This is a genomic window from Sphingosinicella sp. CPCC 101087 (assembly GCF_004151485.1).
GTDB lineage: Bacteria > Pseudomonadota > Alphaproteobacteria > Sphingomonadales > Sphingomonadaceae > Allosphingosinicella.
This window is the reverse complement of record NZ_SBFF01000003.1, coordinates 202,979-229,062: the sequence shown is the minus strand read 5'-3', so window position 1 is coordinate 229,062 and position 26,084 is coordinate 202,979. Positions and strand designations below refer to the sequence as shown.

The 26,084-nt window shown below is 68.1% G+C and carries 22 protein-coding genes; 2 read left to right on the top strand and 20 right to left on the bottom strand.

Annotated elements, in window-relative coordinates:
- Window positions 1-48: 48 nt before the first annotated feature.
- Window positions 49-1,764 carry an aminodeoxychorismate synthase component I gene (gene pabB, locus EKM57_RS06330; protein ID WP_129791637.1) on the top strand — a complete coding sequence of 572 codons (1,716 nt, stop codon included), beginning with the start codon at window positions 49-51 and terminating at the stop codon, window positions 1,762-1,764.
- Between the two features lie 45 nt (window positions 1,765-1,809).
- Here pabB and EKM57_RS06325 read toward each other — a convergent pair whose 3' ends face one another.
- The 5 genes from EKM57_RS06325 to argS all read right to left on the bottom strand — a co-directional run bounded on the left by EKM57_RS06325 (window position 1,810) and on the right by argS (window position 6,918).
- Entirely contained in the window at window positions 1,810-2,757 is a 948-nt protein-coding gene (locus EKM57_RS06325; protein WP_206185316.1) for a hypothetical protein, read from the bottom strand.
- 74 nt (window positions 2,758-2,831) lie between these two features.
- Window positions 2,832-3,365 carry a GNAT family N-acetyltransferase gene (locus EKM57_RS06320; protein ID WP_129791635.1) on the bottom strand — a complete coding sequence of 178 codons (534 nt, stop codon included), beginning with the start codon at window positions 3,363-3,365 and terminating at the stop codon, window positions 2,832-2,834.
- Window positions 3,358-4,365 carry a beta-N-acetylhexosaminidase gene (gene nagZ / locus EKM57_RS06315; RefSeq protein WP_129791634.1) on the bottom strand — a complete coding sequence of 336 codons (1,008 nt, stop codon included), beginning with the start codon at window positions 4,363-4,365 and terminating at the stop codon, window positions 3,358-3,360. The genes EKM57_RS06320 and nagZ overlap by 8 nt, the downstream gene beginning before the upstream one ends.
- Window positions 4,366-4,425: 60 nt before the next feature.
- Window positions 4,426-5,124, bottom strand: a complete 699-nt coding sequence (locus EKM57_RS06310) for an SPOR domain-containing protein (RefSeq protein WP_129791633.1) — start codon at window positions 5,122-5,124, stop codon at window positions 4,426-4,428.
- 60 nt (window positions 5,125-5,184) lie between these two features.
- A complete protein-coding gene (gene argS / locus EKM57_RS06305) occupies window positions 5,185-6,918 on the bottom strand; it encodes an arginine--tRNA ligase (RefSeq protein ID WP_129791815.1) in 1,734 nt (577 codons plus the stop codon).
- Between the two features lie 468 nt (window positions 6,919-7,386).
- On the opposite strand from argS, the gene EKM57_RS06300 reads away from it, so the two are divergent.
- Window positions 7,387-7,701, top strand: coding sequence for a hypothetical protein (locus tag EKM57_RS06300; protein WP_129791632.1), 315 nt, complete (start codon window positions 7,387-7,389; stop codon window positions 7,699-7,701).
- Between the two features lie 254 nt (window positions 7,702-7,955).
- Here the strand turns inward: EKM57_RS06300 and EKM57_RS06295 are convergent, their stop codons facing one another.
- The 15 genes from EKM57_RS06295 to murD all read right to left on the bottom strand — a co-directional run bounded on the left by EKM57_RS06295 (window position 7,956) and on the right by murD (window position 26,004).
- Window positions 7,956-8,771, bottom strand: a complete 816-nt coding sequence (locus EKM57_RS06295) for an ion transporter (protein WP_129791631.1) — start codon at window positions 8,769-8,771, stop codon at window positions 7,956-7,958.
- A gap of 220 nt (window positions 8,772-8,991) precedes the next feature.
- Window positions 8,992-10,062, bottom strand: a complete 1,071-nt coding sequence (locus EKM57_RS06290) for a nucleotidyltransferase family protein (RefSeq protein WP_165357217.1) — start codon at window positions 10,060-10,062, stop codon at window positions 8,992-8,994.
- Window positions 10,055-11,233 (bottom strand): hypothetical protein, encoded by a 1,179-nt coding sequence (locus tag EKM57_RS06285; protein WP_129791629.1) that lies wholly within the window; start codon window positions 11,231-11,233, stop codon window positions 10,055-10,057. Before EKM57_RS06285 ends, EKM57_RS06290 begins: the two co-directional genes overlap by 8 nt.
- A gap of 8 nt (window positions 11,234-11,241) precedes the next feature.
- Window positions 11,242-11,892 carry an NAD(P)H-binding protein gene (locus EKM57_RS06280; RefSeq protein ID WP_129791628.1) on the bottom strand — a complete coding sequence of 217 codons (651 nt, stop codon included), beginning with the start codon at window positions 11,890-11,892 and terminating at the stop codon, window positions 11,242-11,244.
- 17 nt (window positions 11,893-11,909) lie between these two features.
- A complete protein-coding gene (locus EKM57_RS06275) occupies window positions 11,910-13,064 on the bottom strand; it encodes a deoxyguanosinetriphosphate triphosphohydrolase (RefSeq protein ID WP_129791627.1) in 1,155 nt (384 codons plus the stop codon).
- A 46-nt stretch (window positions 13,065-13,110) separates the two neighbouring features.
- Window positions 13,111-15,000, bottom strand: a complete 1,890-nt coding sequence (locus tag EKM57_RS06270) for an SPOR domain-containing protein (RefSeq protein ID WP_165357215.1) — start codon at window positions 14,998-15,000, stop codon at window positions 13,111-13,113.
- Between the two features lie 212 nt (window positions 15,001-15,212).
- The gene (gene ftsZ, locus EKM57_RS06265) at window positions 15,213-16,715 is read right to left on the bottom strand and encodes a cell division protein FtsZ (RefSeq protein ID WP_129791625.1); all 1,503 of its coding nucleotides are present in this window, start codon (window positions 16,713-16,715) and stop codon (window positions 15,213-15,215) included.
- Window positions 16,716-16,907: 192 nt separating this feature from the next.
- A complete protein-coding gene (ftsA, locus tag EKM57_RS06260; protein WP_129791624.1) occupies window positions 16,908-18,170 on the bottom strand; it encodes a cell division protein FtsA in 1,263 nt (420 codons plus the stop codon).
- A complete protein-coding gene (locus tag EKM57_RS06255; protein WP_129791623.1) occupies window positions 18,167-19,111 on the bottom strand; it encodes a cell division protein FtsQ/DivIB in 945 nt (314 codons plus the stop codon). The genes ftsA and EKM57_RS06255 overlap by 4 nt, the downstream gene beginning before the upstream one ends.
- Complete coding sequence (locus EKM57_RS06250) at window positions 19,108-20,025, bottom strand: D-alanine--D-alanine ligase (protein WP_129791622.1); 918 nt, start codon at window positions 20,023-20,025, stop codon at window positions 19,108-19,110. Before EKM57_RS06250 ends, EKM57_RS06255 begins: the two co-directional genes overlap by 4 nt.
- The gene (murB, locus tag EKM57_RS06245) at window positions 20,018-20,920 is read right to left on the bottom strand and encodes a UDP-N-acetylmuramate dehydrogenase (RefSeq protein WP_206185315.1); all 903 of its coding nucleotides are present in this window, start codon (window positions 20,918-20,920) and stop codon (window positions 20,018-20,020) included. The genes EKM57_RS06250 and murB overlap by 8 nt, the downstream gene beginning before the upstream one ends.
- Window positions 20,917-22,341, bottom strand: a complete 1,425-nt coding sequence (murC, locus tag EKM57_RS06240; RefSeq protein ID WP_129791621.1) for a UDP-N-acetylmuramate--L-alanine ligase — start codon at window positions 22,339-22,341, stop codon at window positions 20,917-20,919. Before murC ends, murB begins: the two co-directional genes overlap by 4 nt.
- Window positions 22,338-23,501: an undecaprenyldiphospho-muramoylpentapeptide beta-N-acetylglucosaminyltransferase gene (murG, locus tag EKM57_RS06235; protein WP_129791620.1), complete on the bottom strand. Its 1,164-nt coding sequence runs from the start codon at window positions 23,499-23,501 to the stop codon at window positions 22,338-22,340. The genes murC and murG overlap by 4 nt, the downstream gene beginning before the upstream one ends.
- Window positions 23,498-24,706, bottom strand: a complete 1,209-nt coding sequence (locus EKM57_RS06230) for an FtsW/RodA/SpoVE family cell cycle protein (RefSeq protein WP_243450913.1) — start codon at window positions 24,704-24,706, stop codon at window positions 23,498-23,500. The genes murG and EKM57_RS06230 overlap by 4 nt, the downstream gene beginning before the upstream one ends.
- On the bottom strand, window positions 24,703-26,004 hold the full coding sequence (gene murD / locus EKM57_RS06225) for a UDP-N-acetylmuramoyl-L-alanine--D-glutamate ligase (protein WP_129791619.1): 1,302 nt from the start codon (window positions 26,002-26,004) through the stop codon (window positions 24,703-24,705). The genes EKM57_RS06230 and murD overlap by 4 nt, the downstream gene beginning before the upstream one ends.
- Between the last annotated feature and the right edge of the window lie 80 nt (window positions 26,005-26,084).

Below are 26,084 nucleotides of genomic sequence, written 5' to 3'. Positions count from 1 at the left end.
TCTCCCGGGGCCCCTGCCCCCTCGCCGACATGGAGGGGAGGTCGGCCGATGACAAGCGCGGCCGCGCCCTTCGTGCTGCTCGACGATGCTCGCCGTCCGGACGGCGCCTTGCTCTACAGCGAGCTGACCGAGACGATCGAAACGCGCGATCCCGATGAGGTCCGCGCCTGCCTCGGCCGTCTGCGTGGGCGCAAGGCGGCAGGGTTCCTCGCCTACGAAGCGGGCCATGCGCTGGAGCCCAAACTCGCCCCGCTCGCCGTGTCACCCGCCGAGGACGATCCGCCCCTGCTCTGGTTGGGCCTGTTCGAACGGGTCGAGGCGATCGATGCCGCCGCCTTCCTGCCCGATCCGGCGGGAGGCTGGACGGGCCGGCCACGCCCGCTCGTCACCGAGTCGGCCTATCGCCAAGCGATCGCGGCAGTGCTGGAGCATATTGCCGCCGGCGACATCTATCAGGCCAATTTCACCTTCCAGGCGGACGTGCGGACCGCCGGGGCGCCGGCGGCCATCTATGCCTCGCTGCGTGCACGGGCGCGCGCGGGCCACGGCGCGATGATCTTCACCGGCACGCACTGGATCCTCAGCCTCTCGCCCGAGCTCTTCTTCACGCTCGAAGGCGGGGCGGTGACGACGCGACCGATGAAGGGCACGGCGCCGCCCGATTCCAACCCCGAGGCACTGCGCACGGACCCGAAGCAGCGTGCCGAGAATCTGATGATCGTCGACCTGCTGCGCAACGACCTATCGCGCGTCGCCAGGCCCAACAGCGTGCGCGTGCCGGAGCTGTTCACGGTCGAGACCTACCCGACCGTGCTGCAGATGACCTCGACCGTCACCGCCACGCTCGAGGAGGGGCTGGGGCCGGTGGACCTCGTCGAGGCGATCTACCCCTGCGGATCGATCACCGGCGCGCCGAAGATCCGGGCCATGGAGATCATTCACGAGTTGGAGAGTGGGCCGCGCGGGGTCTATTGTGGCGGGATCGGAAGGATTGGCACGGACAGCGCCGCCTTCAACGTCGCGATCCGCACCCTGACGCTCAAGGCAAATGGCAGCGGGATCGCCCGGATCGGCCTAGGCTCCGGAATCGTTGCCGACAGCGAGCCGGGCGAGGAATGGCGGGAATGCCTGGCGAAGGGAGCGTTCGTGGAGAGCCAGCGGCGGTTCGACCTGATCGAGACCATGGCGTTCGACCCGCATGACGGAATCGACCAGCTGGACCGCCATCTCGCTCGGCTGAAGCGTAGCGCCGAGGCGCTGGACTTCGCCTTCGACCGGCATTTCGCCCGCAACGAGCTCCAAGCGGCGACCTTTCGCGCCGGCCGGAGCCGGGTCCGGCTGATGCTCTCGCGCAGCGGCGCAATGGCGATCGAGCTGAGGCCGATCCCGGAGCCTCCCGCCGAGCCGGTACCGGTCGCACTCGCGCCGCTGCCGGTGCGGGCCGAGGACTTCCGGCTGGCGCACAAGACCAGCGACCGCGCCTTTCATGACGAGGCGCGGGCCGCCGCCGGCACGTTCGAGATCGTGTATCGCGACCCCGACGGGTTCCTCACGGAAGGAAGCTTCACCAGCCTTTTCGTCGAGCGGGACGGCCGGCTGCTGACCCCGCCCCTGGCGCGTGGCCTGCTTCCGGGCATCCTGCGCGAGCGGCTGATCGAGGAAGGAAGCGCCGAGGAGGCGGATCTCAGGGAACAGGATCTCGCCGGCGGGTTCCTGATCGGAAACAGCGTTCGCGGCCTGATCCGCGCGGTGCTCGAGATTTGATACCCGCTCAAAGCGTCGCGCCTCGCCGCTTTGGGTTGCGATCCTCTATCGGGTGCGTAGGCTGCCCACCTCTTCCCGATCCAGGTCGCGCTCCATCGAAGCGCGAATTCGAGCGCGCCTTTGCTCCGCCGGCATGTTCCAATTCCCCTGGTACAGGGAGGCCAGGAATGCGAGATCCCAGTTGGTGAGATCGTCGGCAATCAGGCCGCCCTGTGCGCGGTCCCTGTCGAAGATCTGCATGATCGAAGGCATCGCTACTTCGCCCTTGAGCGGATTGCCCAGAACGACCATCGCCAAATAAGCGGACAGCGATCTGAACGACACACGCCCAAGCCGGGAAGCGTCGACGACGATCAGCATCGACTGCAGCTCGCTTCGCGAGCCATTCCGCAGTCGGCTCGGCAAGCTTCTCATCCCGGTCACAGGCCGGCCCGTGTCGGAGGCGCCTGTGGCGAGCGAGAAGCTGAACGGCATTTCGCCATAGGTTCCACGGAGTTGGGCATGGGACAACCAGCGAACTGGCGCCCTCGAAGCCAGGAATTCGTGCACCTCGGACGATGGGATCGCCCCGAAGAAGGAAGGTCGATCGGTGCGGATCCGGGCGAGGAGAGGGGCCGCTTGCGAGGCGAAGAGGATATAAGCGGCCGGCACGCAGTCTCCGCCGGACCGAATGCGCAGCCCAAGCTCGCTCGCGACCGCCGCGATTCGGCCGGCGAAATAGCGTGCCTGGCGCGACGACAGTCCTTCGATCTTCAGGCACAGGGCCTCGCCCCAACGGGCAATCCTGCCATCGGCCGTTTCCGCGAGGAGCGAATCGACGAAGCGGTCGACGGCCTCGCGCGATGCCTGCTGGCGGCCCACCACGAAGATCTCGTCCCCGGCGCCCGGCGCTCCGACCGAAACAGGTCCGAGGAGCTCGGCCTGCGCTGGCCCGACGCTCGCCGACAGGCCGGCGATCAGAAGAGCTGGCAGGAAAAGCATGTTCCGAGCCATTTCGGGCCTTCGACCGACCGCGGGATGCGCCGTCGTTCATAAGCCGGCGGCCGCGTGACGAGAATAGCCGAATATCAGTCGCGCAACAGCCGCGCCCGTTCCCAGCGCATCCGGACGATCGATGCCATGCCGCCGCCGGGGACCTCTTCGTCGAACCGCTCCACCTCCACCGCTCCGAGCCGATCGTAGAAGCCGCGCGCAGCATGGTTTGCGGCCCAGACGTATAGCTGGAGCGAGGCGTCGGGCGACCGGTCGGTCAGCCACGAAGCGGCGGCACGGATCAGGCGGCGACCGATTCCGCCGCCTTTGCATTCGGGATCGACATGGAGATTGTCGAGCAATGGGCCGGCCGGGTCGCTCTCGCGCCGGATGCAGGCGAAGCCGGTCGGCTTGCCGTCGCGCTCCGCGATGAAGACCGCATCGACTTCGCCGTCCATCGCGGGGAGCCTCTCGCGCCAGAAGGCGCGCCGATCCTCGACCACGTCGCGATCGAGAAAGGCGTCCGGATAGATGCCGCGATAGGCGCTCTGCCAGCTCAGTGCGTGCAGAGCCGCCACTGCCGGCCAATCATCGGGCCGCGCCCTCCGGACGATCGGGCGGTCAGGCATAAGCCAGCAAGGCGTCGCGTTTCGCCGCCAGCGCGTCGAACGGATCCGACGATGTTTTTCCGGCGACTCGCTTCATGGCGCGGTCCAGCCGATCCAAGACGGTGGGGGCGGCTGCGGAAAGCGCGTCAGCGACCGCCTCATTTTCCGCGATCGCGCCGGATCCGAGAAGCACCAGATCGCAACCCGCCGCGATCGCGCCGCGGGCGCGGTCGGCGAGCGTTCCGGACAGGGCCGCCATGGCGATATCGTCGCTCATCAGCAGCCCGTCGAAGCCGATGCGACCGCGGATCACGTCCACGATGACAGCGCGCGACAGGGTGGCGCATCTCTCCGGATCCCAGGCCGGGAAGAGGATGTGGGCGGTCATGGCCATCGGCGCGTCGGCAAGCGCCGCGAAGGGATAGAGGTCGTCCGCCAGCTCGGCGCCGTCCTCCCGGACGATCGGCAGCTCGAAATGGCTGTCGGCGGCGGCGCGGCCGTGGCCCGGAACATGTTTGACGACACCGCAGACCCCGCCGGCGGCCAAGCCGTCCAGAATGGCTCGGCCAAGGGCAGCGACCTGCATCGGATCCGCGCCGAGCGCCCGATCGCCGATCACGCCGTGCGCGCCTTCCCGGCGAAGGTCGAGCACCGGGGCGCAATCGACATTGATTCCCGCCTCGGCGAGGACAAGCGCTATTGCCTGCGCGTTGGCCCGCGCCGCTTCGATCGCGCTGATGGGGGCGCGGCGATAGAGCTGGGCGAAGCGCTGCGGCGCCGGGAAGGCAGGCCAAGCGGGGGGCTTGAGGCGGGCGACACGGCCGCCCTCCTGGTCGATCAGGATCGGTACGTCGCTGCGCCCGGAAAGCGCCCGCAGCGAGTCGGTGAGCCGGCGAACCTGCTCCGGGTCCCGGCAATTTCGTTCGAACAGGATGAAGCCGGCAGGGGCGGCCTCGACGAAGAAGGCGCGCTCGTCTTCGGTCAACGTATCGCCGCTCAGGCCGAAAATGGCGGGAATCATCGCCCCGGTCTAAGCGAAGCCGAGCCGCGCAGGAAGCGGGTCCGCTTCGCAGAGCCGCCGTCAGCCGACGACGGCGCAGTCCTCTCCAGCGATCTGGAGGCGCCGGCAGACGCCCGCGGCATCCGGACCCACCGCGCGCAGGCGGTAGAGGGTGCGCCCATCGGTCTGAACCGGAAGGATCGAATGGCTCAGCGGCGCCAGGTAGCGAAAGCGCCCGGACAAGGCCGTCCAGGCGCGCCGGGCGCCAGCTTGAGAAGAGAAGGCGCCTAGCTGAATCGTCGCTCCCGCGGCAGTCGGGGCCGGAGCCTGGGGCCGGGCCTGGGGCCGCGGCTGGGCTTGAACCGGCGGCCGAGCCTGGGCGGGCGGCCGGGCCTGCGGCGCAGCCGGTGCCGAGGGGCGCGCGACGGGCGCTTCGGGGACCGCATTGGTGTCGAGGCGGCCTTTCGGCACATCCCCCTCGCTCGCGGCGAAGGCGGTATCACCTTCACCGGCGACGTTCATCCCGCCGGGATCGGCCGGCTTGACCTTATAGTCGCCCTCGGGCGCCGCGATGATCTCGCCCCCACCGCCTTCGCGGCTGCGATTCCCGAGCCAGAAGAGTCCCCCGACGATGAGCCCGATCGCGACCAGGCCGATGACGATCGCACCGATCATCTTGGCGACGGAAGGCCCGCCCTGGTCTTCATCCTCCTCGACCGCCTCGAGCCAGGGCAGGCGATCGTCCTCGCCGATCACATCCCCACGCGCCTCGTCCGTCATCTCGCTCTCCCCCCGTCGCCCGCAGCGCCGGTCAGTCTCGCCTTGGCCGGCGGCGGGCGATCAGAGCATCTCCTCGACCGCCTGAACGCCCATCAGCGCCAGCCCATTACGCACAACCTGCCCGATCCCGCTCGCCAGTTCCAGACGGGCGCGTGTCATTTCGGGATTCTGTGCCAGGAGGAAACGCTTTTCGGGATCGTCATTCCCCTTGTTCCACTGAGCATGAAAGGCAGCAGCCAAGTCGCCGAGATAGAATGCGATCCGGTGCGGCTCGTGCGAGGCGGCCGCCTGCTCGACGACTCGGGGGAATTGGGCGGCAAGCCCGACCAGGGCCAGCTCGTCCTCGTCGAGTCGCCCGAGGTCCGCCGGCGTCGCCATGTCGATGCCCGCCTCGGCCGCCTTGCGGGCGAGCGACGATATCCGGGCATGGGCATATTGGACGTAGAAGACCGGATTGTCCTTCGATGCCTCGACCACCTTGGCGAAGTCGAAATCCATCTGGGCGTCGCCCTTGCGGGTCAGCATGGTGAAGCGCACCACGTCCTTTCCGACGTCGTTCACGACCTCGGCGAGCGTGACGAAATTGCCCGATCTCTTGGACATCTTCACCGGCTCGCCGGCCCGCAGCAGGCGGACCATCTGCACCAGCTTTATGTCGAAAGGCGTGCGACCCTCGGTCAAAGCCGCGACCGCGGCCTTGATCCGCTTGACCGTGCCGGCGTGATCGGCGCCCCAGATGTCGATCAGCTGATCGGCCTTCTGCGCCTTCTGGAAATGATAGGCCAGGTCCCCGCCGAAGTAGGTCCAGCTCCCGTCCGATTTCTTGACGGGCCGATCCTGGTCGTCGCCGAATTCGGTGGCGCGGAAGAGCGTGAGCTCGACAGGCTCCCATTCGTCATTAGGTTCGAGGCTCTTCGGCCGTTCGAGCAGGCCTTCGTAGACCAGTCCGCGCGCACGAAGGGTTTCGAGCGCCTGATCGGCGAGGCCCTTTTCCTGCAGTTCGGCTTCCGAGGCGAAAACGTCGTGATGGATGCCGAGCAGAGCGAGATCCGAGCGGATCTGGTCCATCATCATCGCCACCGCCGCCTTGCGGAACGGCACCAGCCATTCGCTTTCCGGCGCGGCGGCGAAACGGTCGCCATGCTCGGCTGCAAGCTTCTCGCCGACCGGCTTCAGATAGTCGCCGGGATAGAAGCCCTCGGGGATCTCCCCGATCTCCTCGCCGAGCGCCTCGCGATAGCGCATGTGGGCGGAGCGGGCGAGAACGTCGACCTGGCCGCCGGCGTCGTTGACATAATATTCGCGGATCACCTCGTGCCCGGAATATTCGAGAAGGGTCGCCAGCGCGTCGCCGACCACGGCGCCGCGACAATGCCCCATGTGCATCGGACCCGTCGGATTGGCCGATACATATTCGACATTGACCGTCTGCCCGCCGCCCATGTCCGAGCGCCCGTAATCGGGGCCGTCGGCGAGGATCGCCCGGAGCTCCTCCTCCCAGACGGAGCGGCCGAGCCGGATGTTGATGAAGCCCGGTCCCGCCACCTCGGCACCCTCCACATCCTCCAGCGCAGCAAGTTTCGGCACGATCATCTCGGCGAGTGCGCGCGGATTGGTACCGGCGCGCTTGGCCAGCACCATGGCCGCATTGGTGGCAAGGTCGCCGTGGGACGGATCCCGCGGCGGCTCGACGGCAACGGCGGACCGGTCGAGCCCCGGCGCGAGGCGGCCTTCGCCTTCAAGGGCGTCGAGCACGGCATCGATATGCGCGGCGAAACGGGCGTAGAGGGTCACTTGGTCCATCCAGTCCAGCAGGGAAGCCGCGGCCTTAGCGGAGGTGCGGAGGGTTTTGAAGCAGGCGAACGGTCGCAAGACGATCCGGGCGCCGGCAGCGCTCTTCGCCTCAGCCCCGCGATTCATGACCTTTGCCATGAACGGCGGTGGCGCCTTCCCATAGAGGCGCTTCGGTCGAGTTGCCGAGGCAGGGCAGGCCCTGGCGCCCCGCCGCCTCCCGAAGCCCGACGATATGGAGGCCTTGAACAGGGGCATGGTCGGAACTTCCACTGCAGCCGGAACAGGTCCCGACCGCCGGCGGGCCGTGCGAAGCGACGCGGCGGTGCATTTTCACGGCCGATGCGGCGGCGCCGTCTTGCCCGGAATCGACCGTCCGGCAATTCGTCCTGCGGGCGGAGGGGAGCCGGCTTCGCTTGGAGACGAGACGGGCCGGGCACGACTTGTAGGCAATAGCGAAGGAGACCCTTCATGAACCAAGTTGAAACCAGCCAGGGGCTGGATCCGGGCGGGGAAGACCGCCGTGCCTTCCTCAAGTCGGCCGGCCGCTTCGCGGCGACGGTCCCACCGGCGATGACGATTCTCCTGTCGACCTCACTCGCCTCGCCGGCGATCGCGCAATCGACCGGGGGAAGGCCGGGCGGCAATAACGGCAAAGGGGGGAACAATGGCAATAATGGCGTCGGAAACGGGTCCGACGATCCGCAGCCACCGGGCAATCCGCCGCAGAACGACGGACCGGGCACCGGTCCCGGCAATCCCGGCCGGCGCGGCGGCGGCAACTAGGGCGTATCGACATCCAATCTTCCCTGTCGCCGAAGGACGCACCGGTGCATGAGGAGGGGGACCGCGGAACGCCGTGGAGGAGCTTAAGGCCGCGTTGCCCCTCCACCACCCGGTGGGTGGTCCCCCTCCCCATGAGCCTTGCTCACAGGGACGATAAGGAAAAAGGTCGCCTTCGCCTGAATGAACTGAAAGTCGATACCGCCCAGGTCCCAGACTCATAACCGGGAGGGTCCGAGATGGGTAAAGGCTGACGCTTAGCTCGCGGGTTCAGCGTTCTTCTCCGCAGCCTTGCGAATGGCCCGCACTTCCTCCCCCAAGGTCCGCAGTTCGCGCAGGATTTCCTCGCGTTCGTCATGCGCTTCTTCATCGGTCGCCTCGGACATGGCGTTCACGATCACACCGATAAACAGGTTCAGTACGATGAAGCTGGTAAGCAGGATGAAGGGCACGAAGAACGCCCACGCATAGGGGAACTGCTCCATCACCGGACGGACAATTCCCATCGACCAGCTTTCCAGCGTCATGATCTGGAACAACGAATAAAGCGAAGCGCCAAAACTTCCGAACCATTCAGGGAATGCCGCGCCGAACAGCTTCGTTGCCATGACCGCGCTGACGTAGAACAGCAGCACCAGCATGACGATCACCGTCCCGATGCTTGGGATCGCACTGAACAGCCCGACAATGACCTTGCGCATGCTGGGCACGACCGAGACGAGCCGGAGCGCCCGCAGGATGCGCAGCGCACGCAAGACGGAAAACTGCTGCGATGCCGGCACCAGTGCCGCGCTGACGATCACGAAATCGAAGATGTTCCAGCCATTGCGGAAGAAGCCCAGGCGGTAAGCGAACAGCTTCATCGCGAGCTCGACCACGAAGATCGCGATCGCGGCGCGGTCGATCGCGTAGATGATCCCGCCGAAGCGCGCCATGATCTCGGGCGAGGTCTCCAGTCCCAGCCCGATCGCATTGACCACGATCACAGCGGTGATGGCGTGCTCGAAATTTCGCGTCTCGAGGAAAGACTGGACGCGTTGGCGTAGCGTCGGAGGTCTGTGGGAAGTGCTCATTTCGGCGGGCATATAGCCACTCGCGTGCGGGAAAACAGGGACGTTCCGTCTTGGCTGCTGCCAATGTCCGCAAATCCCAGCCGACGATTTCCTCAGGGGAACGCCCAAGCCTTCGCACCGATCGCTACGTCGCAGCAGATCAAGTCGGTCGTGACCTCATCGCGCTTATGAGTTCACGACGCAGGTCCTCATAGCCATCGAACGCGAATCCCTGCCCGGGCTAAAGCTTGCCCGGGCCGGCTTGCTGTACGAAGCGTGATGCCGCCGCAAAAGCATGGCGAAGCGGCTGCGGCAAGGGCAGCCGGCTGAGCCGGCTATGCTCGATCGGCGTCGCGCGCGGGCCGGCCAGCCCCGCCTGCCAGGGCGGATCGGCCAGCCAGGTGAGAAGGGTCAGCGGGACCCTGAGCCACGGACGGCGAAGCTGGGCAAGGCGCCGGCGCACCTGAAGGCGCGGCCAGCGGCCGGCATGGAGATGCGCCGGGATGTCGAGCGCGAAGAAAGTCTCGGCAGTCCGCAACTGCACGGCCAGCGCTCGCCGGGGGAAGCCCGACGGGAATCGATCGGCGAGCGCTGCCCAGTCCACGCCGCCCGGCGCCCGGGCAAGGGCGGCGAGGTCGAGCAGGTGCCGCAGATCGACGAGGCCGCGCCAATAATCGCGCTCCTGAAGCTGATCGTGGAGGATGAAGAAGAAGGCCTGGGCGGTCGGCGACGGCAGCCACGCATTTGCTCCCCCGATCGCCGCGTCGGTGCAGTCGCCGAGCAGGTCCTGATAAGCGAGGCCTGGGTGGCGGACCTTCGTCCGGCTATGAAGGTCGAGCATGCCGACGTCCTGGGGGCGGAACAGGTTGCGCGGCCCCAGCGCCAGCCCGCTCGGCGCATATTCGCGATAGCCGATCTCGCTGAGGCAGCGGACGGCGTCCCCCATCGCGGATGGCGGCACCATCAGATCGAGATCCGAGACGATCCGGCCCGAACAGTCCACGCCGGCCGTGTTGAGGATCGCGGCGCCCTTGAGCAGGATCGGCCGTATGCCGGCGGCATTGAGCGTGCCGAGCGCTTCGCGAAGCTGGGCGGCCAGGCGGGAATTGCGCTCCGCCGTCCGGCCGCGAATGGCGGCGAGAAACGCCCGCACGTCCGGCGGCGCCCTGTCCCCGATCCGGTCCGCCAATATTCCGGTGACCAGTGCCCGGTTGGCCGCCGCGAGCGCGCTGGGCCAATCGATGTCAGGCGGCGGCTCGCCCGCGAAGCAGGCGAGCAGGGTGGCGAGCGGCTCGGCCGCGACATCAGGCACAGGCTGCCGCCAGGGTTCGGACCCCATCGTCGAGGTCGGAATAGACGAGGTCGAACCCCCGGGCCTGCTCGGCAACCCCGATCAGCATGCGCAAGGTCTCCAGGCTAGCGGCTCCGGCGGCCGAATGGGCCTCACCGACCAGGCACGCCAGGGTGCCCGCCGGATCGAGCGGTTCGAGCCCGGCCCCGACGCCAGGCGTGCGGCGAAGGTTGACGATCCATCCGATCTCGAGCCCGGCTGCCTGGATTGGGGCGAGCGGCGGCAGATAGCGCACTCTTACTCCGTCGGACCTGAGGTGGACCGACTCTTCCGGCAGGTCGGGCCGCAGGCGCGACAGCAAGGGCCACGAACCGCTCTTCACCGCAGGAGCGAAGGCCACACCCAGCGCGCGCCCGGCCGGGTCGAGCAGCGTGATGTCGTCGGACGCGAGGGCGAATCCCGCAAGGGAAAGGGCGACGGCCAGGGTTGTCTTGCCGGCGCCGGGCGAGCCGGTCAGCAGAAGGGCACGATCGCCTCGGGAGAGGCAGGCGGCGTGCACGGCGATGTCGGGCGGTGCGAGGGAGAGGACATGTTCGGTCAGCAGGCCCTTTATGAGGGGCGCGACTTCGTAGCGCGAAACGATTGCCGCGCCGCCGCCATTGCAACGCACCAGTGCCAGGCCGTTCGTTTCGAACGCCTCGATCGACAGACGAGGAGAGGCTGCGGGCGCTCCGGATGCCAGGTGAGCGAAGGCACGCAACACCCTGGCCTCGACCCCTGCGCTCGCAAAATGAAGCACGGCGTCTAGACTGGCGATGCGAAGCGCCTGGGGCCGTCTCGCGCCGAGGCGAGCCTTCGGCAGGTACGCCGCCGCGATGCCGAGTGCCGACCATTGCCGCAGCAGGCGGCGGACATAACGTCCGGCCTGGTCTAGACTCAGGCCGTCCGCAACCAGGGCTCCGGCCAGACCCGCGAAGGACGCGCCGGTCCCAAGCTTGCGCGCCAGGAAGGCGGTGACGGGATCGAGCGCGTAGAGTTTCTCGCCCAAGGCCGAATGTAGCGTGGGCCGGCCGCCGACCGACAGCAAGGTCGCCCCTTCCGCAAGCCTGAACGTCACCTGCGTGAGCGATCCGTGTTCCTCGACATGGACCGTGTCGTGACGTCCAGTGGCGGCAGCAGGATGACCGCTCACCGGGAAGCTCATGCACGCGCCAGCGCGCGGAGATCGGCGTTATGATGGACATAAGTGCCGGGCGACACCTGCCCCACCAGCCTCTCCATCGCCACTGCCACCGTCGAAGCGTCGATCGCCGCATAGGGTCCGAACGAACCGCGCAGGAACAGGTTGGTGATCGGGCTCACCCGGATGCCGATCCGCTCCCCGAGGCGTCGGTCCCCGCCTCGCTTGCCTCGAAGCAGGCCCGGCCGCACGACATCCAGCCGATCGAAAGCGAGGGCACCGAGGGCCTCTTCCGTTTCGCCCTTGATACGCAAATAGGTGTTGCGGGACGCGGGATCCGCTCCGACCGAGGAGACCAGGATCAGTTGCCGCGCGCCCCCCTCGCGCGCGGCGCGGGCAAAAGCCACGACCAGGTCGTGGTCGACGGCGCGAAAGGCCGGCCACGAGCCTGCGGCACGCATGGTGGTCCCGAGGGCCGATATGGCGATCGCGCCGCGGATGCGGCGAGCGATTTCGGGCCATTGCTCCGGCGGCGCGACATGCTCCTGCCAGCGCCGGCCGGCAGGGCGCCGGACCAAGGCATGAAGGACGTGATGCCCCGCCGCCAGTTGGCGGTCGGCGAAAAGGCCGCCGACCAGGCCGGTCCCGCCGATGAGTGCTATTCGGGCCATGGCGCCTCCGGCCGCCCTCAGAACGCTTCCGGCAGGTCGACCGGCCCGACCCATTCCTGGTGACGCCGGATGGCGTAGCGGTCGGTCATGCCAGCAACGAAATCGCCGATGGCGCGCAGGACGATAACCGGGTCGGACGAGGCCGGCCGCCATTCCGGCGGCAGGCGGGCAGGATCATCGCGATAGGCGGCAAAGAGCCGGGCAAGCAAATGCTGGGCCTCCTTCCTCACCCGATCCACCTCAGGCGCCTCGTACATGCGGGCATGGAGAAAGGCCTTGAGCTGCCGTTCCTCGGCCCGCACCGGCTCGGAAAAGGCGACGAGGGGACCTCCCGCCGCTCGAACCGCGTCCGGACTGGTCACCCCGGCGATGCGCCGCTTCGTCTCCTCGAGCAGGTCGTTCACCATGATTCCGATCTGCTCGCGGACCAGTTCAGGGAGCAGGCGCTCCTGTCCGACGTCCGGATAGCGCGCCCGCACCGCGTTCCAGGCGCGGGCGATGGGCGGGACTTCGAGCAGGGTCTCGAGTGTGAACAGGCCGGCGCGAAGCCCGTCGTCGATGTCGTGATTGTCGTAGGCGATATCGTCGGCGAGGGCAGCGACCTGCGCCTCTAGGCTCGGCCAGCTGGAAAGCTCGAGCGGGAACTCGCGATCGGCCTCCGCCAACGCCCAAGGCGGGGCCAAGACCGGCCCATTGTGCTTTGCAAGCCCTTCGAGCGTCTCCCAGCTGAGGTTGAGCCCGCAATGGGTCGGGTAAGGACATTCGAGCCGGGTCAGCAGACGGATCGTGTGGGCGTTGTGGTCGAACCCGCCGGCCTCGGCCATGGCCGACTGGAGCGCCTCCTCACCGGCATGGCCGAACGGCGGATGCCCGATGTCGTGGGCGAGGCAGAGCGCCTCGGTCAGGTCCTCGTTCAGACCGAGCGCGCGCGCGATCGTCCGGCCGATCTGCGCGACTTCGAGGCTGTGGGTGAGGCGGACTCGGAAGTGATCGCCATCCGGGGCGACGAACACCTGCGTCTTGTGCCGCAAGCGGCGGAAGGGGATCGAGTGGATGATCCGGTCACGGTCGCGCTGGTAGGCATCGCGCGGACCGCGCGTGCCACGCGCCTCCTCGGGGTGCAGGCGTCCGCGCGAGCGGGCAGGATCTGAAGCGTAGGGAGCGAGGGTCATCGAAGCGGCTTCGAGTCCACAACCGGACGTGGAACCGGCCCTTGCCTCATCGGCCGGTCTGCAGGCGCTCTATCTCCTGGCCCGCCTCGCTTGTCCAGGCGAAGGCCGCGACATTGTGCCGCGCGAGCTGGTTGACGAACCCCTGCGCCTCGTCCGGGCTCGCGAAAGGGCCGACCAGCAGACGGTTGGTCGCGCGAAGCGTCGCTGTATAGGCTGCGCGCCCGCCGAGCTGCTCGGGCGCCTGCTGACGCAGCCGGGCGAATTCGGCGGGCAAGGCCGCGCGATTGGCGCCGCCGGCGATCTGCACCCAGTGCCGGCTCGGATGAGCCGGTTGCGCGCCGGCCGAGCGAGCCGGCACGGCCGCCCGGTTGGCGGCGGGCGCCGGACGTGACGCCGGCGCGCGGAAAGGCGAAGGCTGGCGGGCGCGTTCCTCGGCGGGAAGCGTTCGGACCAGTTCAGCGATATCGGCGAGTGCCGGCCGTTCCTGCGCTTCCGCCGTGCTAGGCGTGGCGGGCTGCGGCGCCGCCTCGAGGCTGAAGCCGGGACCCGCACTCGCGACCGGAGGCACGGCCGAGGGCGCGGCCGACGCAGATCGCTGCATGGCCGGTGAGGAAGGCCCGGACTGCAAGGCTGCGGCAGGCGGCGAACCGGAAGGCGTCGCGACGCGCTGTTGGGGCGCAGGCTGCTGCGGCGCGGGTTGCTGAGGCGCGGGTGACTGAGGCGCGGGTTGCTGGAGTGCCGGCGGGGCGGTTGACGAAGCCGGTATCGCGCCCGACGAAGCCAGGGCTGAAGGGCGCGGCGGCGCGGGCGCTTGCGCCTGCGGCGCCTGAGCGGGATTGGCCGCACCCGACCACCGGCTATCCGCCTGTGCCACTTGCGTCGCGGCAGGTGGCGGCGCAGCCGGCGGGGCCGCGGCGGTCCGGCCCTGCGTCGTCGCCCGTGGCCGAGGGCTTTCGCCCGGCCCGCGAGCAAGTTCTCGCGAACCGTCGGTGGACGAACGCACCCTTCCCGGTCGGCCCCGCACGGTTTCGGCGGACGCTTCGCGCGTCGCGGCGGGCGGGCGCGCCGGTGCGGGCGCCGCCGTCGGCGCGCCGCCCATCGCGACCGCCACCGCGCGGGGATCGGCGGTCGTGTCGACGCTGGGACCACCCATTGCGGGGCCGCCGACGGGGAAACGGCCGAGATGGACCGCCATTGCCTTTTCCGACGGGTTCAGTGCCGCCAGCCGGGCGAGGAAAGGCGCCATCGCCTCCGCCTGGCCGGGCAGCATGACTCCCTGGGCGGTACGACTGGCGCCAGCGGCATCGCCGGTGAGCGCCAGCACGAATGCCTGGGTACGCCAGCCTGCGCGATCGTTCGATCGCAGCTGGGCATCGATCAAGCGAAGAGCCGCTTCACGCTGACCGCTGATCGCGAGCGAGAGCGCCAGTCGCCGCCGCACCTCGGGGTCGTCGCGCCGTCCCAGCGCGAGCAGATAATCCTGCTGGGCACGACGCGGATCGCCGACCAGGTCGTAGCCCAGTCCGCGGTCGCCGGCGATCTCGACCTCCGGCGCTCCCAGCGCGACCGCTTCCGCAAACAGGGAAAGGGCGGCCTGCGGTTGCCCCATGTGGAGCAGCCCGGATGCCATGCCGGCCTTGACGCGCGGATCGCGCGGCGACAGCTCGTTGGCACGGCCGAAGAAGGTGAGCGCCGCCTCGACATCGCCCATTCGCATTGCGGCGCGACCGGCGCCGACCATCGCGTCGACGCTCCGCGGATTGTCGGCGAGCGTGGTGAGATGGCCGCGCAGCTCCGCGCCGTCGTCGCGCACCAGTGGCTGAACCACCGCCCCCGGCGGGAGGTTGGGCGGCGGCTGCTGCTGCGCTGCCGCAGCGGCGGTCAAGAAGCTGCTGGTCGCCAGCAGCATCAGGCCGCGGCGGAATCCCCGCATCATCGATGAAGTCATGGCCATCGATAGACAGTGGGGTAGCTGTACGGGCAATGACTCGTCGGCCGTGCTTGCGGTCAACCGGTTCGGCCGGACGATGAAACGGAGAACGGCCGAGCGGGCGGCCGACGCCGTGGCAAGGAGCGATCGGACGTCCTGCGCACAATGGGCACGCAGGACGTCCAGCCTTGGTCTACGGGGCCTGCCGGAGAAGGCGGCTACTGATTGTTCTGCCGGTTGAGAAAGCGCGGAATGTCGAGCGGGTCGCGTCCGGTGCGCAGGCGCGGACCCTGATCCTCCTCGACCTGGGCCTTGGCGGCACCACGCGCGATGTTGGACATGCGCTCGAACAAGGTGCCGCCTTCGCGCGCCGGTTTCGCCGCGGGCTGGGCTGGAGCCTCGTCCTGGCTCACCCAGCTGCGTCGCCCGCCCTCGTCGTCCTGCGCCGACGGCGCACCGCTGTCACCGTCCAGCGTGTCGAGGAGAAGCTCGTCACCCTGATCCTCGTCCGCCGGCACGTCGAGCGCCAGCTCGGACGGCGCCGCGGTCGGCTCGTCGATGAAGCTGACCGGCTCCTCGGCCTCGTCGTCCTGCGCCATCTCGGGCGGCTCGAGGGTGATCGGCGGAGCGGCCGGCCTCGCGATCGGTGCCGCCGCCTGGCCCGGAGCAGAAGGCTCGGCGCGAGCCGCTTCGGCGGTGCGGCCGCCAGGAAAAGCGAACACCTTCGCCTGGAGCGGAGTCGCCTGAGTGGCCTCCTCGACGTCGATGCCGGTGGCGACTACCGAAACGCGGATCTTGCCTTCCAGGTCGTTGTTGAAGGCCGAGCCCCAGATGATGTTGGCGTCCGGATCGACCAGGTCCTTGATGTGATTGGCAGCCTCGTCGACCTCCATCAGGCGCATGTCCTCGCCGCCGGTGATGGAGATGATGACGCCCTTGGCACCCTTCATGCTGACGCCATCGAGCAGCGGGTTGGCGATCGCCTGCTCGGCCGCCTCGATGGCGCGATTGTCGCCGGCGGCCTCGCCGGTGCCCATCATCGCCTTGCCCATCTCGCTCATCACGGAGCGCACGTCGGCGAAATCGAGATTGATCAGGCCCGGCATGACCATCAGGTCGGTGATGCCGCGCACGCCCTGCTGCAGCACCTCGTCCGCCATCATGAACGCTTCCTTGAAGGTCGTGTTCGGGTTGGCGATGCGGAACAGGTTCTGGTTGGGAATGACGATCAGCGTATCGACATGCTGCTGCAGCTCGTCGATGCCGGATTCGGCCGAGCGAGCGCGGCGCGCGCCTTCGAAGCTGAACGGCTTGGTGACGACGCCCACGGTGAGGATGCCGCGGTCGCGCGCCGCCTTGGCGATGACCGGCGCCGCGCCGGTGCCGGTGCCGCCGCCCATGCCCGCGGCGATGAAGCACATGTGGGCTCCGTCGAGGGCCTGCTCGATCTCGACGATCGCCTCCTCGGCCGCCGCCTTGCCGATCTCGGGCCGGGAGCCGGCGCCGAGGCCCTGGGTGATCTTCAGCCCGAGCTGGATCTTGCGGTCGGCCAGCGAATGGTTGAGCGCCTGGGCATCGGTGTTGGCGACGATGAAGTCGACGCCCTGCACCTCGGACTGGATCATGTTGGCGATGGCGTTGCCGCCGGCGCCACCGACGCCGATCACGCTGATGCGCGGACGCAGCTCCTCGACCTCCGGACGGATGAAATCGATGCTCATTCACTATCTCCCCAGAGCCCTGGCGCCCGACGAGGCGCACCCTTTCGAGCCTTGCGGCCCCAAGCCGTTTCCTGACGCATCGCCGGGCCGGAAATCCGGAAACCGCCTGTCCGCACGATGCTCTCTAAACCCTTTTGCACGATGCGATTCTGCGGTGCGAGCGAAAAGTTAACGCGATCCACACATTTTCCTTCAGTACTGAGTCCGAAACAACGCAATCAGGCGCTGCAGCGTGTTGCCGCCTGACCTTTCGCCGCCCGGCGCGGCAAAGCCGACGCGAAGGTCCAGCTCGTCCGAAGCCGCGAACTGCGCCAGCCCGGCGAGCGTTGAGAAAGCAGGTCCGCTATGAGCCTCCGGAAGCCCCGGCATGGACGGGCGGCCGACGCGGACGGCCCGGCCGAGCACGCCCTGGGCGTAGTCGGCGATCGCCTTGAGCTCGGCGCCGCCACCGGTAAGGACGATCTGGCGCCCGAAGGGTCCGGCGAAGCCGAGCTGCTTGAGCGCGTCCTCGATGAGAGCGGTGAGATGCTCGAGCCGCTGGCGGATCACCGAGACGAGCTGGGCTCGGGTGATGCGGGCGGATTCCATCCCCTCCTGGCCACCGGCGATCGGCGCGAGCTCGATCATGTCGTGATTGTCGCGCGGGCTCATCATGGCGGAACCGTAGAAGCATTTGATCCGCTCGGCCTCGGCGCGGCGGGTTCCGAAAGCGGAGGCGATGTCGTCGGTGATGTCGCAGCCGCCGAACGGGAGCGACTTCAGGCCCACCAGCATTCCCCCCGCGAAGACCGAGACATTGGTGACGCCCGCTCCCAGCTCCACCAGCGCAACGCCCAGCTCCCGCTCCTCCTCGCTGAGGCATGCCTTCCCCGCGGCGACCGGCGACGCGACGATGGCTTCGACGCCCAGATGGGCGGATCGGACGCACAGATCGAGATTCTTCACCGGGGAAGCGTCCGCAGCGATGACATGGATGTCGACGGCGAGCTTGTCGGCGTGGAGGCCGCGCGGCTTCTTCACGCCATTGACGCCGTCGATGGTGTAGAGCGCCGGCATGGCGTGCAGGATCATCCGCCCTTCCGGATCGATCGAGTCCTTGCCCGTCGCAAGGAGCGCGTCGATATCCTCGCGCGATATGCGGCGCCCGCCGATATTCACCTCGACGCCAGCGACGTCGCTGACCAGTCCGCCGGCGGAGAAGCCGACGAACACCTGGTCGATATTGGTGCCGGCGATGCGCTCGGCCTGCTCGACCGCCTCGCGAATGGCGATCTCGCTTCGCTCCATGTCGGCGATATAGCCGCGCTTGACACCACGGCTCTCGCGCTGCCCCGTCCCGAGGATGCGCAGCTGGCCATCCTCCTGCGGCTCGGCGATCATCGCCGAGATCTTGGACGAGCCGACGTCGAGCGCCGCGACCAGATTGCGGACCGGCGGCGGAGGGGCGCGCCTCATATGGTCCTCGTCAGGCCCTGCGACGGGGTCGCGGGCTGGGGAGGCGCCAGTTCGGGCACGCTCGTTCCCGGCTCGCGCGACACGCGCACGATGAAACGGCCCGGAATACGCATGTCGAAGCGGACGAAGCCGCGGCCGAGCAGCTGGGTCTGCTGGTCCATCCGGGCGAAGTTGCGGATCGCACGGCGGGCCGCCTCATCCCCTTCCGGCAGCGCCAGCACCTCGCCGGTCTGGAAGCGCACGTCCCAGCGCCGGCCACTCACCCACGTGGCGCCGGTCACCTGGGGCCTGAGGTGCGGCGCCTCGCCGAGCAGCGCGCGGAGCGTCGCCAAATGGTGGTTGGCATCGTCGCCGATGACCAGCAGCAGTTCGGGCATGGCCTCGAGCCGCACCGGCTCGAGCACCACCCCCTCCGCATCGACCAGGCTCAGCTCGCGATTATTCTGCCATATCGCAGCGGGCTCGCGCTCGACGATGTCGATCACCAGCGTGTCGGGAAGGCGGCGGTGCACGCGCGCCTCCCTGACCCATCCGAACTGAAGAAGCCGGTCCCGCGTCGCCTCGATGTCGACCAGCGGCATGGCCATCGAACTCTGATCGAAGGCGACGTTCAGCACGTCGAGACGGGAGACTCGTACATTGCCCTTGATCTCGACATGCCGCAACGCGAACCCGGCCTCGCCGATGGATTCGGCAAGTGCGGTAGACGCCATCTGGGGCAGGCGAAAGGCGAGGATCGCTGCGATCGCGGCTATCACCGCCAGCGCGGCGAAGGCCCAGCCGCCGATCCGGCGGCCGGTGCCGGGCGAGAAGCCGAAGGAATCGAGCAAGCTCTCGCTCTTGGCGCGCCGGGTATTGACCGAACGGCCGGACGGGCGCGGCTTGGCGCGCGCCCGGTTGTTGCCGCGGCCGGCGCCGCCCTTCGCGATGCGGGCGCTCATAGGGCCGCCTCCACGAGCCGCTCGACCAGCTCGGCATAGTCGATGCCGCGCACCCGGGCCTGCTCGGGAACCAGGCTGAGGGACGTCATGCCGGGCTGGGTGTTCACCTCGAGGAGATAGAGTCCCTCGACGCCCTTCTCCTCGTCCCAGCGGAAGTCGGAGCGCGAGGCGCCGCGGCAGCCGAGCAGCCGGTGGGCGCGCAGCGCCATGTCCATCGCGGAATCCCTGATGTCGTCGGGGATCTGCGCCGGACAGACATGCTCCGTCAGCCCGTCCGTATATTTGGCATCATAATCATAGAAACCCGACCTGGGACGAAGCTCGGTGACCGCCAGCGCCTCTTCCCCGAGAACCGCCGTGGTGAGCTCGCGCCCCGGAATGAACGGCTCGGCGAGAAGGCGATCGAACTCCTGCCACGGCCCGGCCGTGTCGGGCGAGATCGGATCGCCGTAATTGCCGCCGTCGCGGACGATGGCCACGCCGACGGACGAGCCTTCATTGATCGGCTTGAGGACATAGGGCCGAGGCAGCGGATCGGCCGAATAGAGACTCTCGCTCGACACCACCTTGCCCTGGGGCATTCGGATTCCGTGAGGAACGAGCACCAGCTTCGTGAGCTCCTTGTCGATCGCGATCACCGACGTCGCGAGACCGCTATGCGTGTAGCGGATTCCCATGAGATCCATCAGTCCCTGGACGCTGCCGTCCTCGCCGGGCGTTCCGTGCAGCGCATTGAACACGATGTCCGGCTTCGTCTCGGCGAGGCGTTGGGCGAGGTCGCGGCCCATGTCGATGCGGGTGACGCGATGACCGCGGCTCTCGAGCGCCTCGGCAACGCCGCGACCACTGGTCAGCGACACTTCGCGCTCGGCCGACCATCCGCCCATCAGTACGACGATGTGCAGCTTATCCATGGCCGACCCCCACGCGCTGTATCTCCCATTCCAGCGTCACGCCCGAATGTTCGAGCACGCGCCGGCGGACCTCCTCGCCCAGCCTCTCAATGTCGGCCGAGGACGCGTCCCCGAGATTCAGCAGGAAGTTGCAATGCTTCTCCGACACCTGCGCATCGCCGACACGAAGTCCGCGGCAACCCGCCTCGTCGATGAGCTGCCACGCCTTGGTTCCAGGCGGGTTCTTGAAGGTCGAGCCGCCGGTGCGGCTGCGCAGGGGCTGCGATTCCTCCCGGGACTGCGCGATCCGGTCCATTTCCGCCTGGATCGCCGCAGGATCGTCCTCATGTCCGCGGAAGGTGGCCGCGACGACGATGGCCTGATCGGCAAGCTCGCTGTGGCGGTAGCTGTAGCCGAGCGCCTCCGCGCCCAGGGTCATCCTCTGTCCGGTGCGCAGAACCACTTCACAATCGACCAATATGTCCTTGACCTCGCGGCCATAAGCGCCGCCGTTCATCCGGACAAACCCGCCGACCGTTCCCGGGATGGAGCGAAGAAACTCGATCCCGCCGATGCCATGGTCGCGCGCACGAGACGAGACGAGAATGCCCGAGGCACCGCCGCCGCAGTGAAGGCTTGTGGAGTCGAGCCTCTCGACCTGCGCGAAGGCCTTGCCCAGGCGCACGACCACGCCGGGAACACCCCCGTCGCGAACGATCAGGTTGGAGCCGAGGCCGAGCGCCATGACCGGAACGGCCGGATCAAGGTCGGCGACGAAGTCTTGGAGATCCTCGACGTCCTTCGGCTCGAACAGCCATTGCGCCGCGCCACCCGACTTGAACCACACCAAAGGCGCGAGCGGCGCGTCGGCCTGAAGCCTGCCCCGAACCGACGGGATCTCGACGAGGCTGGTCATCGCGCCTGCCTCGCCTTGCGGATGCCGTCGGCCAGCCCCGCCGCCCATTTCGTGATGTCACCAGCGCCGAGGCAGATCACCATGTCGCCGGGAGCGGCCAGGTCGCGAAGGTGGCGGCACACCGCGTCGGCATCGGGCACCGCCTGGGCACCGAGATGGCCACGCTCCTTCAGTCCGGCGACCAGCGCCTCGTGGTCGACGCCTTCGATCGGCGCCTCGCCAGCGGCATAGACCGGCGCCACCAGGACGATGTCGGCGTCGTTGAAAGCGACCTGGAACTCGTTCATCAGCCCGTTGAGGCGGGAGTAACGGTGCGGCTGCACTACCGCGATTACCCTCCCGTGATCGGCCCCGCTCACGGCCTCGCGCGCAGCCGACAGCACGGCCTTTATCTCGACGGGATGGTGACCGTAATCGTCGATGATCGTGACGCCGTCGACCTCGCCGACCTTGGTGAAGCGCCGCTTGACGCCGTCGAACTTTTCGAACCCGCGCCGGATCGTCGCATCCTCAATGCCGAGTTCGGCGGCGACGCCGATCGCGGCGAGGGCGTTCTGGACGTTGTGCCGGCCCGGCATCGGCAGCTCGATTCCGGTGATGGTCCGAACCTGGCCGGTGCGGTCGCGCAGCGACACGTCGAACCGGTTGCCGCCTGGGACGGGCGTGACATTCTCGCCGCGCACGTCGGCCTGGGCAGCGAAGCCGTAGGTGACGATCCGCCGATCCCGAAGCCGCGGTATCACCGACTGGACCTCCGGATGATCGACGCACAGCAAAGCGGCGCCGTAGAAGGGCACGTTCTCGACGAACTCGACGTAGGCGTCCTTGACCGCGTCGAACGAGCCGTAATGGTCGAGATGCTCGGGATCGATATTGGTGACGACCGCGATCGTGCCGTCCAGCCTGAGGAAGCTGCCGTCGCTCTCGTCCGCTTCGATCACCATCCAGTCGGAGCTGCCGAGCCGCGCGTTCGAGCCATAAGCGTTGATGATCCCGCCGTTGATCACGGTCGGATCGATTCCGCCGGCGTCGAGCAGGGCGGCGATCAGCGAGGTGGTGGTGGTCTTGCCATGCGTTCCCGCCACCGCGACGGTCGACTTCAACCGCATCAGTTCGGCCAGCATCTCGGCACGACGCACGACCGGGATCCGCCGCTCGTACGCCGCTTGGACCTCGGGATTGTCCTTCTTCACCGCAGTGGAGACGACCACCACGGCGGCATTGCCGAGATTGTCCGGACTGTGCCCGATCGCGATCGGGATGCCGCGCTGGCGCAGTCCCTCGACGACATAGGATTCAGCGACGTCGGAGCCCTGGACCTTATAACCGAGGATGTGCATCACCTCGGCGATGCCGGACATGCCGATGCCGCCGATACCGACGAAATGAATGGTGCCGATGTCCGTCCCCACCCCTCTCATGCCGGCACCCCGCCCGGCATCGGCGTGAGGATATTGTCGCGAACGAATTGCGGATCGGCGCCGGGATGGCGGCCGACCCGCTCGACCAGGTCCGCAAGTGCGCGCGCCGCATCGGGCTTGCCGAGTGCGCGGGCGCGGGCGGCTGCATTGGCGAGGGCGTCCGGATCGAGCGCCAGCTTCTGCATCTGCTTGGCGAGCTCGATCGGGGTGAAGCGCGTCTGCGCAATCATCCGCGCTCCGCCCGCGCGCGCCATTTCGCGGGCATTGGCGGTCTGATGGTCGTCGGTCGCGGTCGGCAGCGGGATTAGGATTGCTGGCCGTCCGGCTACGGTCAGCTCGGCGATCGTGGAAGCTCCGGCACGCCCGATCACGAGGTGCGCCCAGGCAAGCCGGTCCGGCATGTCGGGGAGATAGGTGGCGAGGTCGGCCGGAATACCCAGCCCCGCATAGCGTTCGCGAACTTCGTCGATATCCTCGGCCCGGCACTGCTGGGTGACCTGGAGCCTGCGGCGGAAATGTTCGGGGAGCAGGGCCAGGCCCTCCGGAACGACTTCGGACAGGACCGAGGCACCCTGGCTGCCGCCCGTCACGAGCAGGCGAAATATTCCGTCCGGCCCCAGGGGAGGGAAAGGCTGCTCGCGAAGCGCCAGCACCTCGTCGCGCACGGGATTGCCGACGAACTCGGCGCGCTCCTTGGCGGCAGCCGGCAAGCGCTCGACATTGGGATAGGACGTGGCGATCGCGTCGACGCGGGCCGCGACGAGACGGTTGACCCGGCCGAGCACCGCATTCTGCTCGTGGATCAGCGTGGGGATTCGATTCCGCCGTGCCGCAAGCAGTGCCGGGAAGGCCGGATAGCCTCCGAAGCCGATGACCGCCGAAGGCCGGAACGTCTCGTAAAGGCGAAGCGCCATCGATCGTCCGGTGAGGATCGCGCGCACGGCCCGGACCCAGCCCGCCGGGCCGCCGGCCAGTCGCCCGGCCGGAAGGACATGGACCTGAACCTTTTCGAACAGGCCGGGGATCCTAGCGCCGCGATCGTCCGTGATCAGGGCCACCCGATGTCCGCGCGTCATCAGCTCCTCGGCGAGCGCATGCGCAGGCATCATGTGTCCGCCGGTGCCGCCGGCGGCGAGGACGTAATGGCGCACCATGCTCATTTGAGGCCGTTCCATTTGACGACGTAAGGAGAGCGGTGGAGATACGGGTTGCGGCGGCTGAAGGCGAGCAGGAGGCCGAAGCCGATCGAAAGCGCGACCATCGACGAGCCGCCATAGGAAATGAATGGCAGGGTCATGCCCTTGGAGGGCGCGATGTTGACGTTCACGGCCATGTTGATCAGCGCCTGGAGCCCGAACTGGGCGGCGAGGCCTCCGGCGGCGAGGACGAGGAACCGGTCCTCCTCGTGCAGCAGCCGGATCAGCACCCGAGCGACGATGGTGAGATAGAGGATCGCGATGGCCAGGCAGGCGATGATCCCGAACTCCTCGCCGATCACCGAAAAGATATAATCGGTATGCGGCTCGGGCAGCGAGAATTTGTGCACCCCCGCCCCGGGACCGGCCCCGAAGAGACCGCCGGCAGTGAGCGTCCGCAACGCCGCTTCCACCTGGTAATTGTCGCCTTCGGCGAACAGGAAGCCGTCGATCCGCGCAGTGGCGACCGGATAGAAGAAGTAAGCGAGCACGATGGCCCCGAGGCCGGCGGCGCCCAGGACGCCAAGGATGCGTAGGGGCGCGCCTGAAAGGGCGAGCAGAAGGGCCCAGACACCGGCAAAGATGATCGTCTCGCCGAAATTGGGCTGCTGCATCAGCAGCAATGCGACGATTCCGGTGATGACCGCGGTGAGCGGTACCATCGGAAGCGAGGGATCCTTGTCCTTCAGCGACAGCAGCCAGGCGATGCTGACGATGAAGAGAGGCTTCAGGAATTCGGACGGCTGGAACTGGGTAAAGCCCAGGCCGATCCACCGGCGCGCACCGTTAACCTCCGCGCCGAGATAGGGAACAAGGAAGAGCAAGACGGTGAAGAAGGCGGCTCCGGTCAGCGAGAGGCGCCGGGCCGTCGCCTTGGGCAGCATCGAGACGCCGATCAGAACCGGCACGGCGACCACGGTCCAGATCAGTTGCCGATAGAAATAATGGAGCGGCGCGAAGTTGATGCCGCCGCCCGAATAGCGCGATCCGGCGGCCGGCGAGGCTGCGGCAACGGCGATCAGGCCGATCGAGATCAGAACGGCGACGAGGATCAGGAGGACCTTGTCGATTTCCCAGAACCAACGCCCGATGGCGCTCATGTCGGAACGGCCGAGCCGCCCCGACCGCGTCACGCCCGCAATAGGCCCCGCTGCCGCCCCCATCGTCATGCCAACGCCTCCACCGCCGCGCGGAATGCATCGCCGCGCGCCTCATAATCCCGGAACTGATCGAAGGACGCGCACGCGGGGGACAGCAGGACGACCTCGCCCGGCATGGCCGCCCGGGATGCGCACCGGACCGCTTCGACAAGCAATTCGCATTGGATTACAGGGACTTTTCCGTCAAGCAATTGTGCGAATAACGGCCCCGCCTCGCCGATCGTATAGGCGGCGCGGACATGGTTCAGATGGGCTTCGCAAGGCCCCAGGTCGTCGCCTTTGGGCAGACCGCCGACGATCCAGTGTATCTTTGGGAAGGCGGCGAGGGCCGGCGCAGTCGAATCGGGGTTGGTCGCCTTGCTGTCGTTCACGAAACGGACGCCATTCCTCTCGGCGACCAGCTCCATCCGATGCGGCAGCGCCCGATAGCTTTCGAGCGCGCGGCCGATCACCGCCTCGTCGAGCCCCAGCGCGCGGGCCGCAGCCGCCGCCGCGGCGACATTCTGCGCATTGTGCGGTCCCTGCAGCGCCGGCCATCGCGACTGGTTTTCGATATCGGCGGACGAAACGCGGACGGCCCGGTCCCCGATCCCGTCCGCGATCGCGCGCGTGGTCGGATCGTCGGCTGCAATCACCGCGACATGGCCGGCGGACTGCATGTCGAACAATCGGGCCTTCGACGCAGCATAGGCTTCCACCGACGAATATCGGTCGAGATGGTCCGGGCTGACGTTGAGCAGCAGGGCGACGTCGCAGTCCAGGCTGTGGGTGAGATCAATCTGATATGAACTGAGCTCGAGGACGTAGACGCCGCCGGCAGGCAGCGGATCGCGTCCGAGTATCGGAAAGCCGATATTGCCCGCCATCAGGGCCGGTATCCCGGCCTGGTCGAGCATGTGGCGCAGAAGGGCGGTCGTGGTCGACTTGCCGTTGGTGCCGGTAATCCCGGCCACCCTGTGCGGCGGCAGGGCCGGGCGCGCCAAGGCGAAGAGCTCGATATCGCCGACGATCGGAACACCCTGGAGACGGGCGCGATCGGCGATCGGGTGGCGATTCAGCGGAACGCCGGGGGAGACGACGATGGCGTCCTGACCGGCGAGGTCCTCGACCAGAGGGTCGGCGAGACGGAAGCGCCCAGCCGCGTCGGAGGTCAGCGCCATGGTCGCGCGGGCGCGCGCTTCCTCGCTCTTGTCCCACGCCATGACCTCGGCCCCGCTGGCGAGCAGGGCCTCGACCGCCGCCAGCCCCGAACGGGCGAGGCCGAGCACCGCATATTTCCTGCCGGCAAAGGCGGGACTGGTGATCATGGAGCCTCCCTGCTCCCGCGAAGGCGGGAGCCCGGAGTGGCCCGTTTGCCTGGACCCCGGTCTGCGCCCGGGCGCGGCGA

What these genes read in the sequence shown, in the direction of transcription:
- pabB (WP_129791637.1), top strand. Translation starts at nt 49, where the DNA reads ATGACAAGCGCGGCCGCGCCCTTCGTGCTGCTCGACGATGCTCGCCGT.
- EKM57_RS06270 (WP_165357215.1), bottom strand. Translation starts at nt 15,000, where the DNA reads ATGATGCGGGGATTCCGCCGCGGCCTGATGCTGCTGGCGACCAGCAGC.
- EKM57_RS06295 (WP_129791631.1), bottom strand. Translation starts at nt 8,771, where the DNA reads ATGAGCACTTCCCACAGACCTCCGACGCTACGCCAACGCGTCCAGTCT.
- EKM57_RS06310 (WP_129791633.1), bottom strand. Translation starts at nt 5,124, where the DNA reads ATGACGGACGAGGCGCGTGGGGATGTGATCGGCGAGGACGATCGCCTG.
- murG (WP_129791620.1), bottom strand. Translation starts at nt 23,501, where the DNA reads ATGAGCATGGTGCGCCATTACGTCCTCGCCGCCGGCGGCACCGGCGGA.
- EKM57_RS06320 (WP_129791635.1), bottom strand. Translation starts at nt 3,365, where the DNA reads ATGCCTGACCGCCCGATCGTCCGGAGGGCGCGGCCCGATGATTGGCCG.
- EKM57_RS06300 (WP_129791632.1), top strand. Translation starts at nt 7,387, where the DNA reads ATGAACCAAGTTGAAACCAGCCAGGGGCTGGATCCGGGCGGGGAAGAC.
- ftsA (WP_129791624.1), bottom strand. Translation starts at nt 18,170, where the DNA reads ATGAGGCGCGCCCCTCCGCCGCCGGTCCGCAATCTGGTCGCGGCGCTC.
- murC (WP_129791621.1), bottom strand. Translation starts at nt 22,341, where the DNA reads ATGAGAGGGGTGGGGACGGACATCGGCACCATTCATTTCGTCGGTATC.
- EKM57_RS06255 (WP_129791623.1), bottom strand. Translation starts at nt 19,111, where the DNA reads ATGAGCGCCCGCATCGCGAAGGGCGGCGCCGGCCGCGGCAACAACCGG.
- EKM57_RS06250 (WP_129791622.1), bottom strand. Translation starts at nt 20,025, where the DNA reads ATGGATAAGCTGCACATCGTCGTACTGATGGGCGGATGGTCGGCCGAG.
- murB (WP_206185315.1), bottom strand. Translation starts at nt 20,920, where the DNA reads ATGACCAGCCTCGTCGAGATCCCGTCGGTTCGGGGCAGGCTTCAGGCC.
- EKM57_RS06275 (WP_129791627.1), bottom strand. Translation starts at nt 13,064, where the DNA reads ATGACCCTCGCTCCCTACGCTTCAGATCCTGCCCGCTCGCGCGGACGC.
- EKM57_RS06325 (WP_206185316.1), bottom strand. Translation starts at nt 2,757, where the DNA reads ATGGCTCGGAACATGCTTTTCCTGCCAGCTCTTCTGATCGCCGGCCTG.
- ftsZ (WP_129791625.1), bottom strand. Translation starts at nt 16,715, where the DNA reads ATGAGCATCGATTTCATCCGTCCGGAGGTCGAGGAGCTGCGTCCGCGC.
- nagZ (WP_129791634.1), bottom strand. Translation starts at nt 4,365, where the DNA reads ATGATTCCCGCCATTTTCGGCCTGAGCGGCGATACGTTGACCGAAGAC.
- EKM57_RS06230 (WP_243450913.1), bottom strand. Translation starts at nt 24,706, where the DNA reads ATGACGATGGGGGCGGCAGCGGGGCCTATTGCGGGCGTGACGCGGTCG.
- EKM57_RS06280 (WP_129791628.1), bottom strand. Translation starts at nt 11,892, where the DNA reads ATGGCCCGAATAGCACTCATCGGCGGGACCGGCCTGGTCGGCGGCCTT.
- murD (WP_129791619.1), bottom strand. Translation starts at nt 26,004, where the DNA reads ATGATCACCAGTCCCGCCTTTGCCGGCAGGAAATATGCGGTGCTCGGC.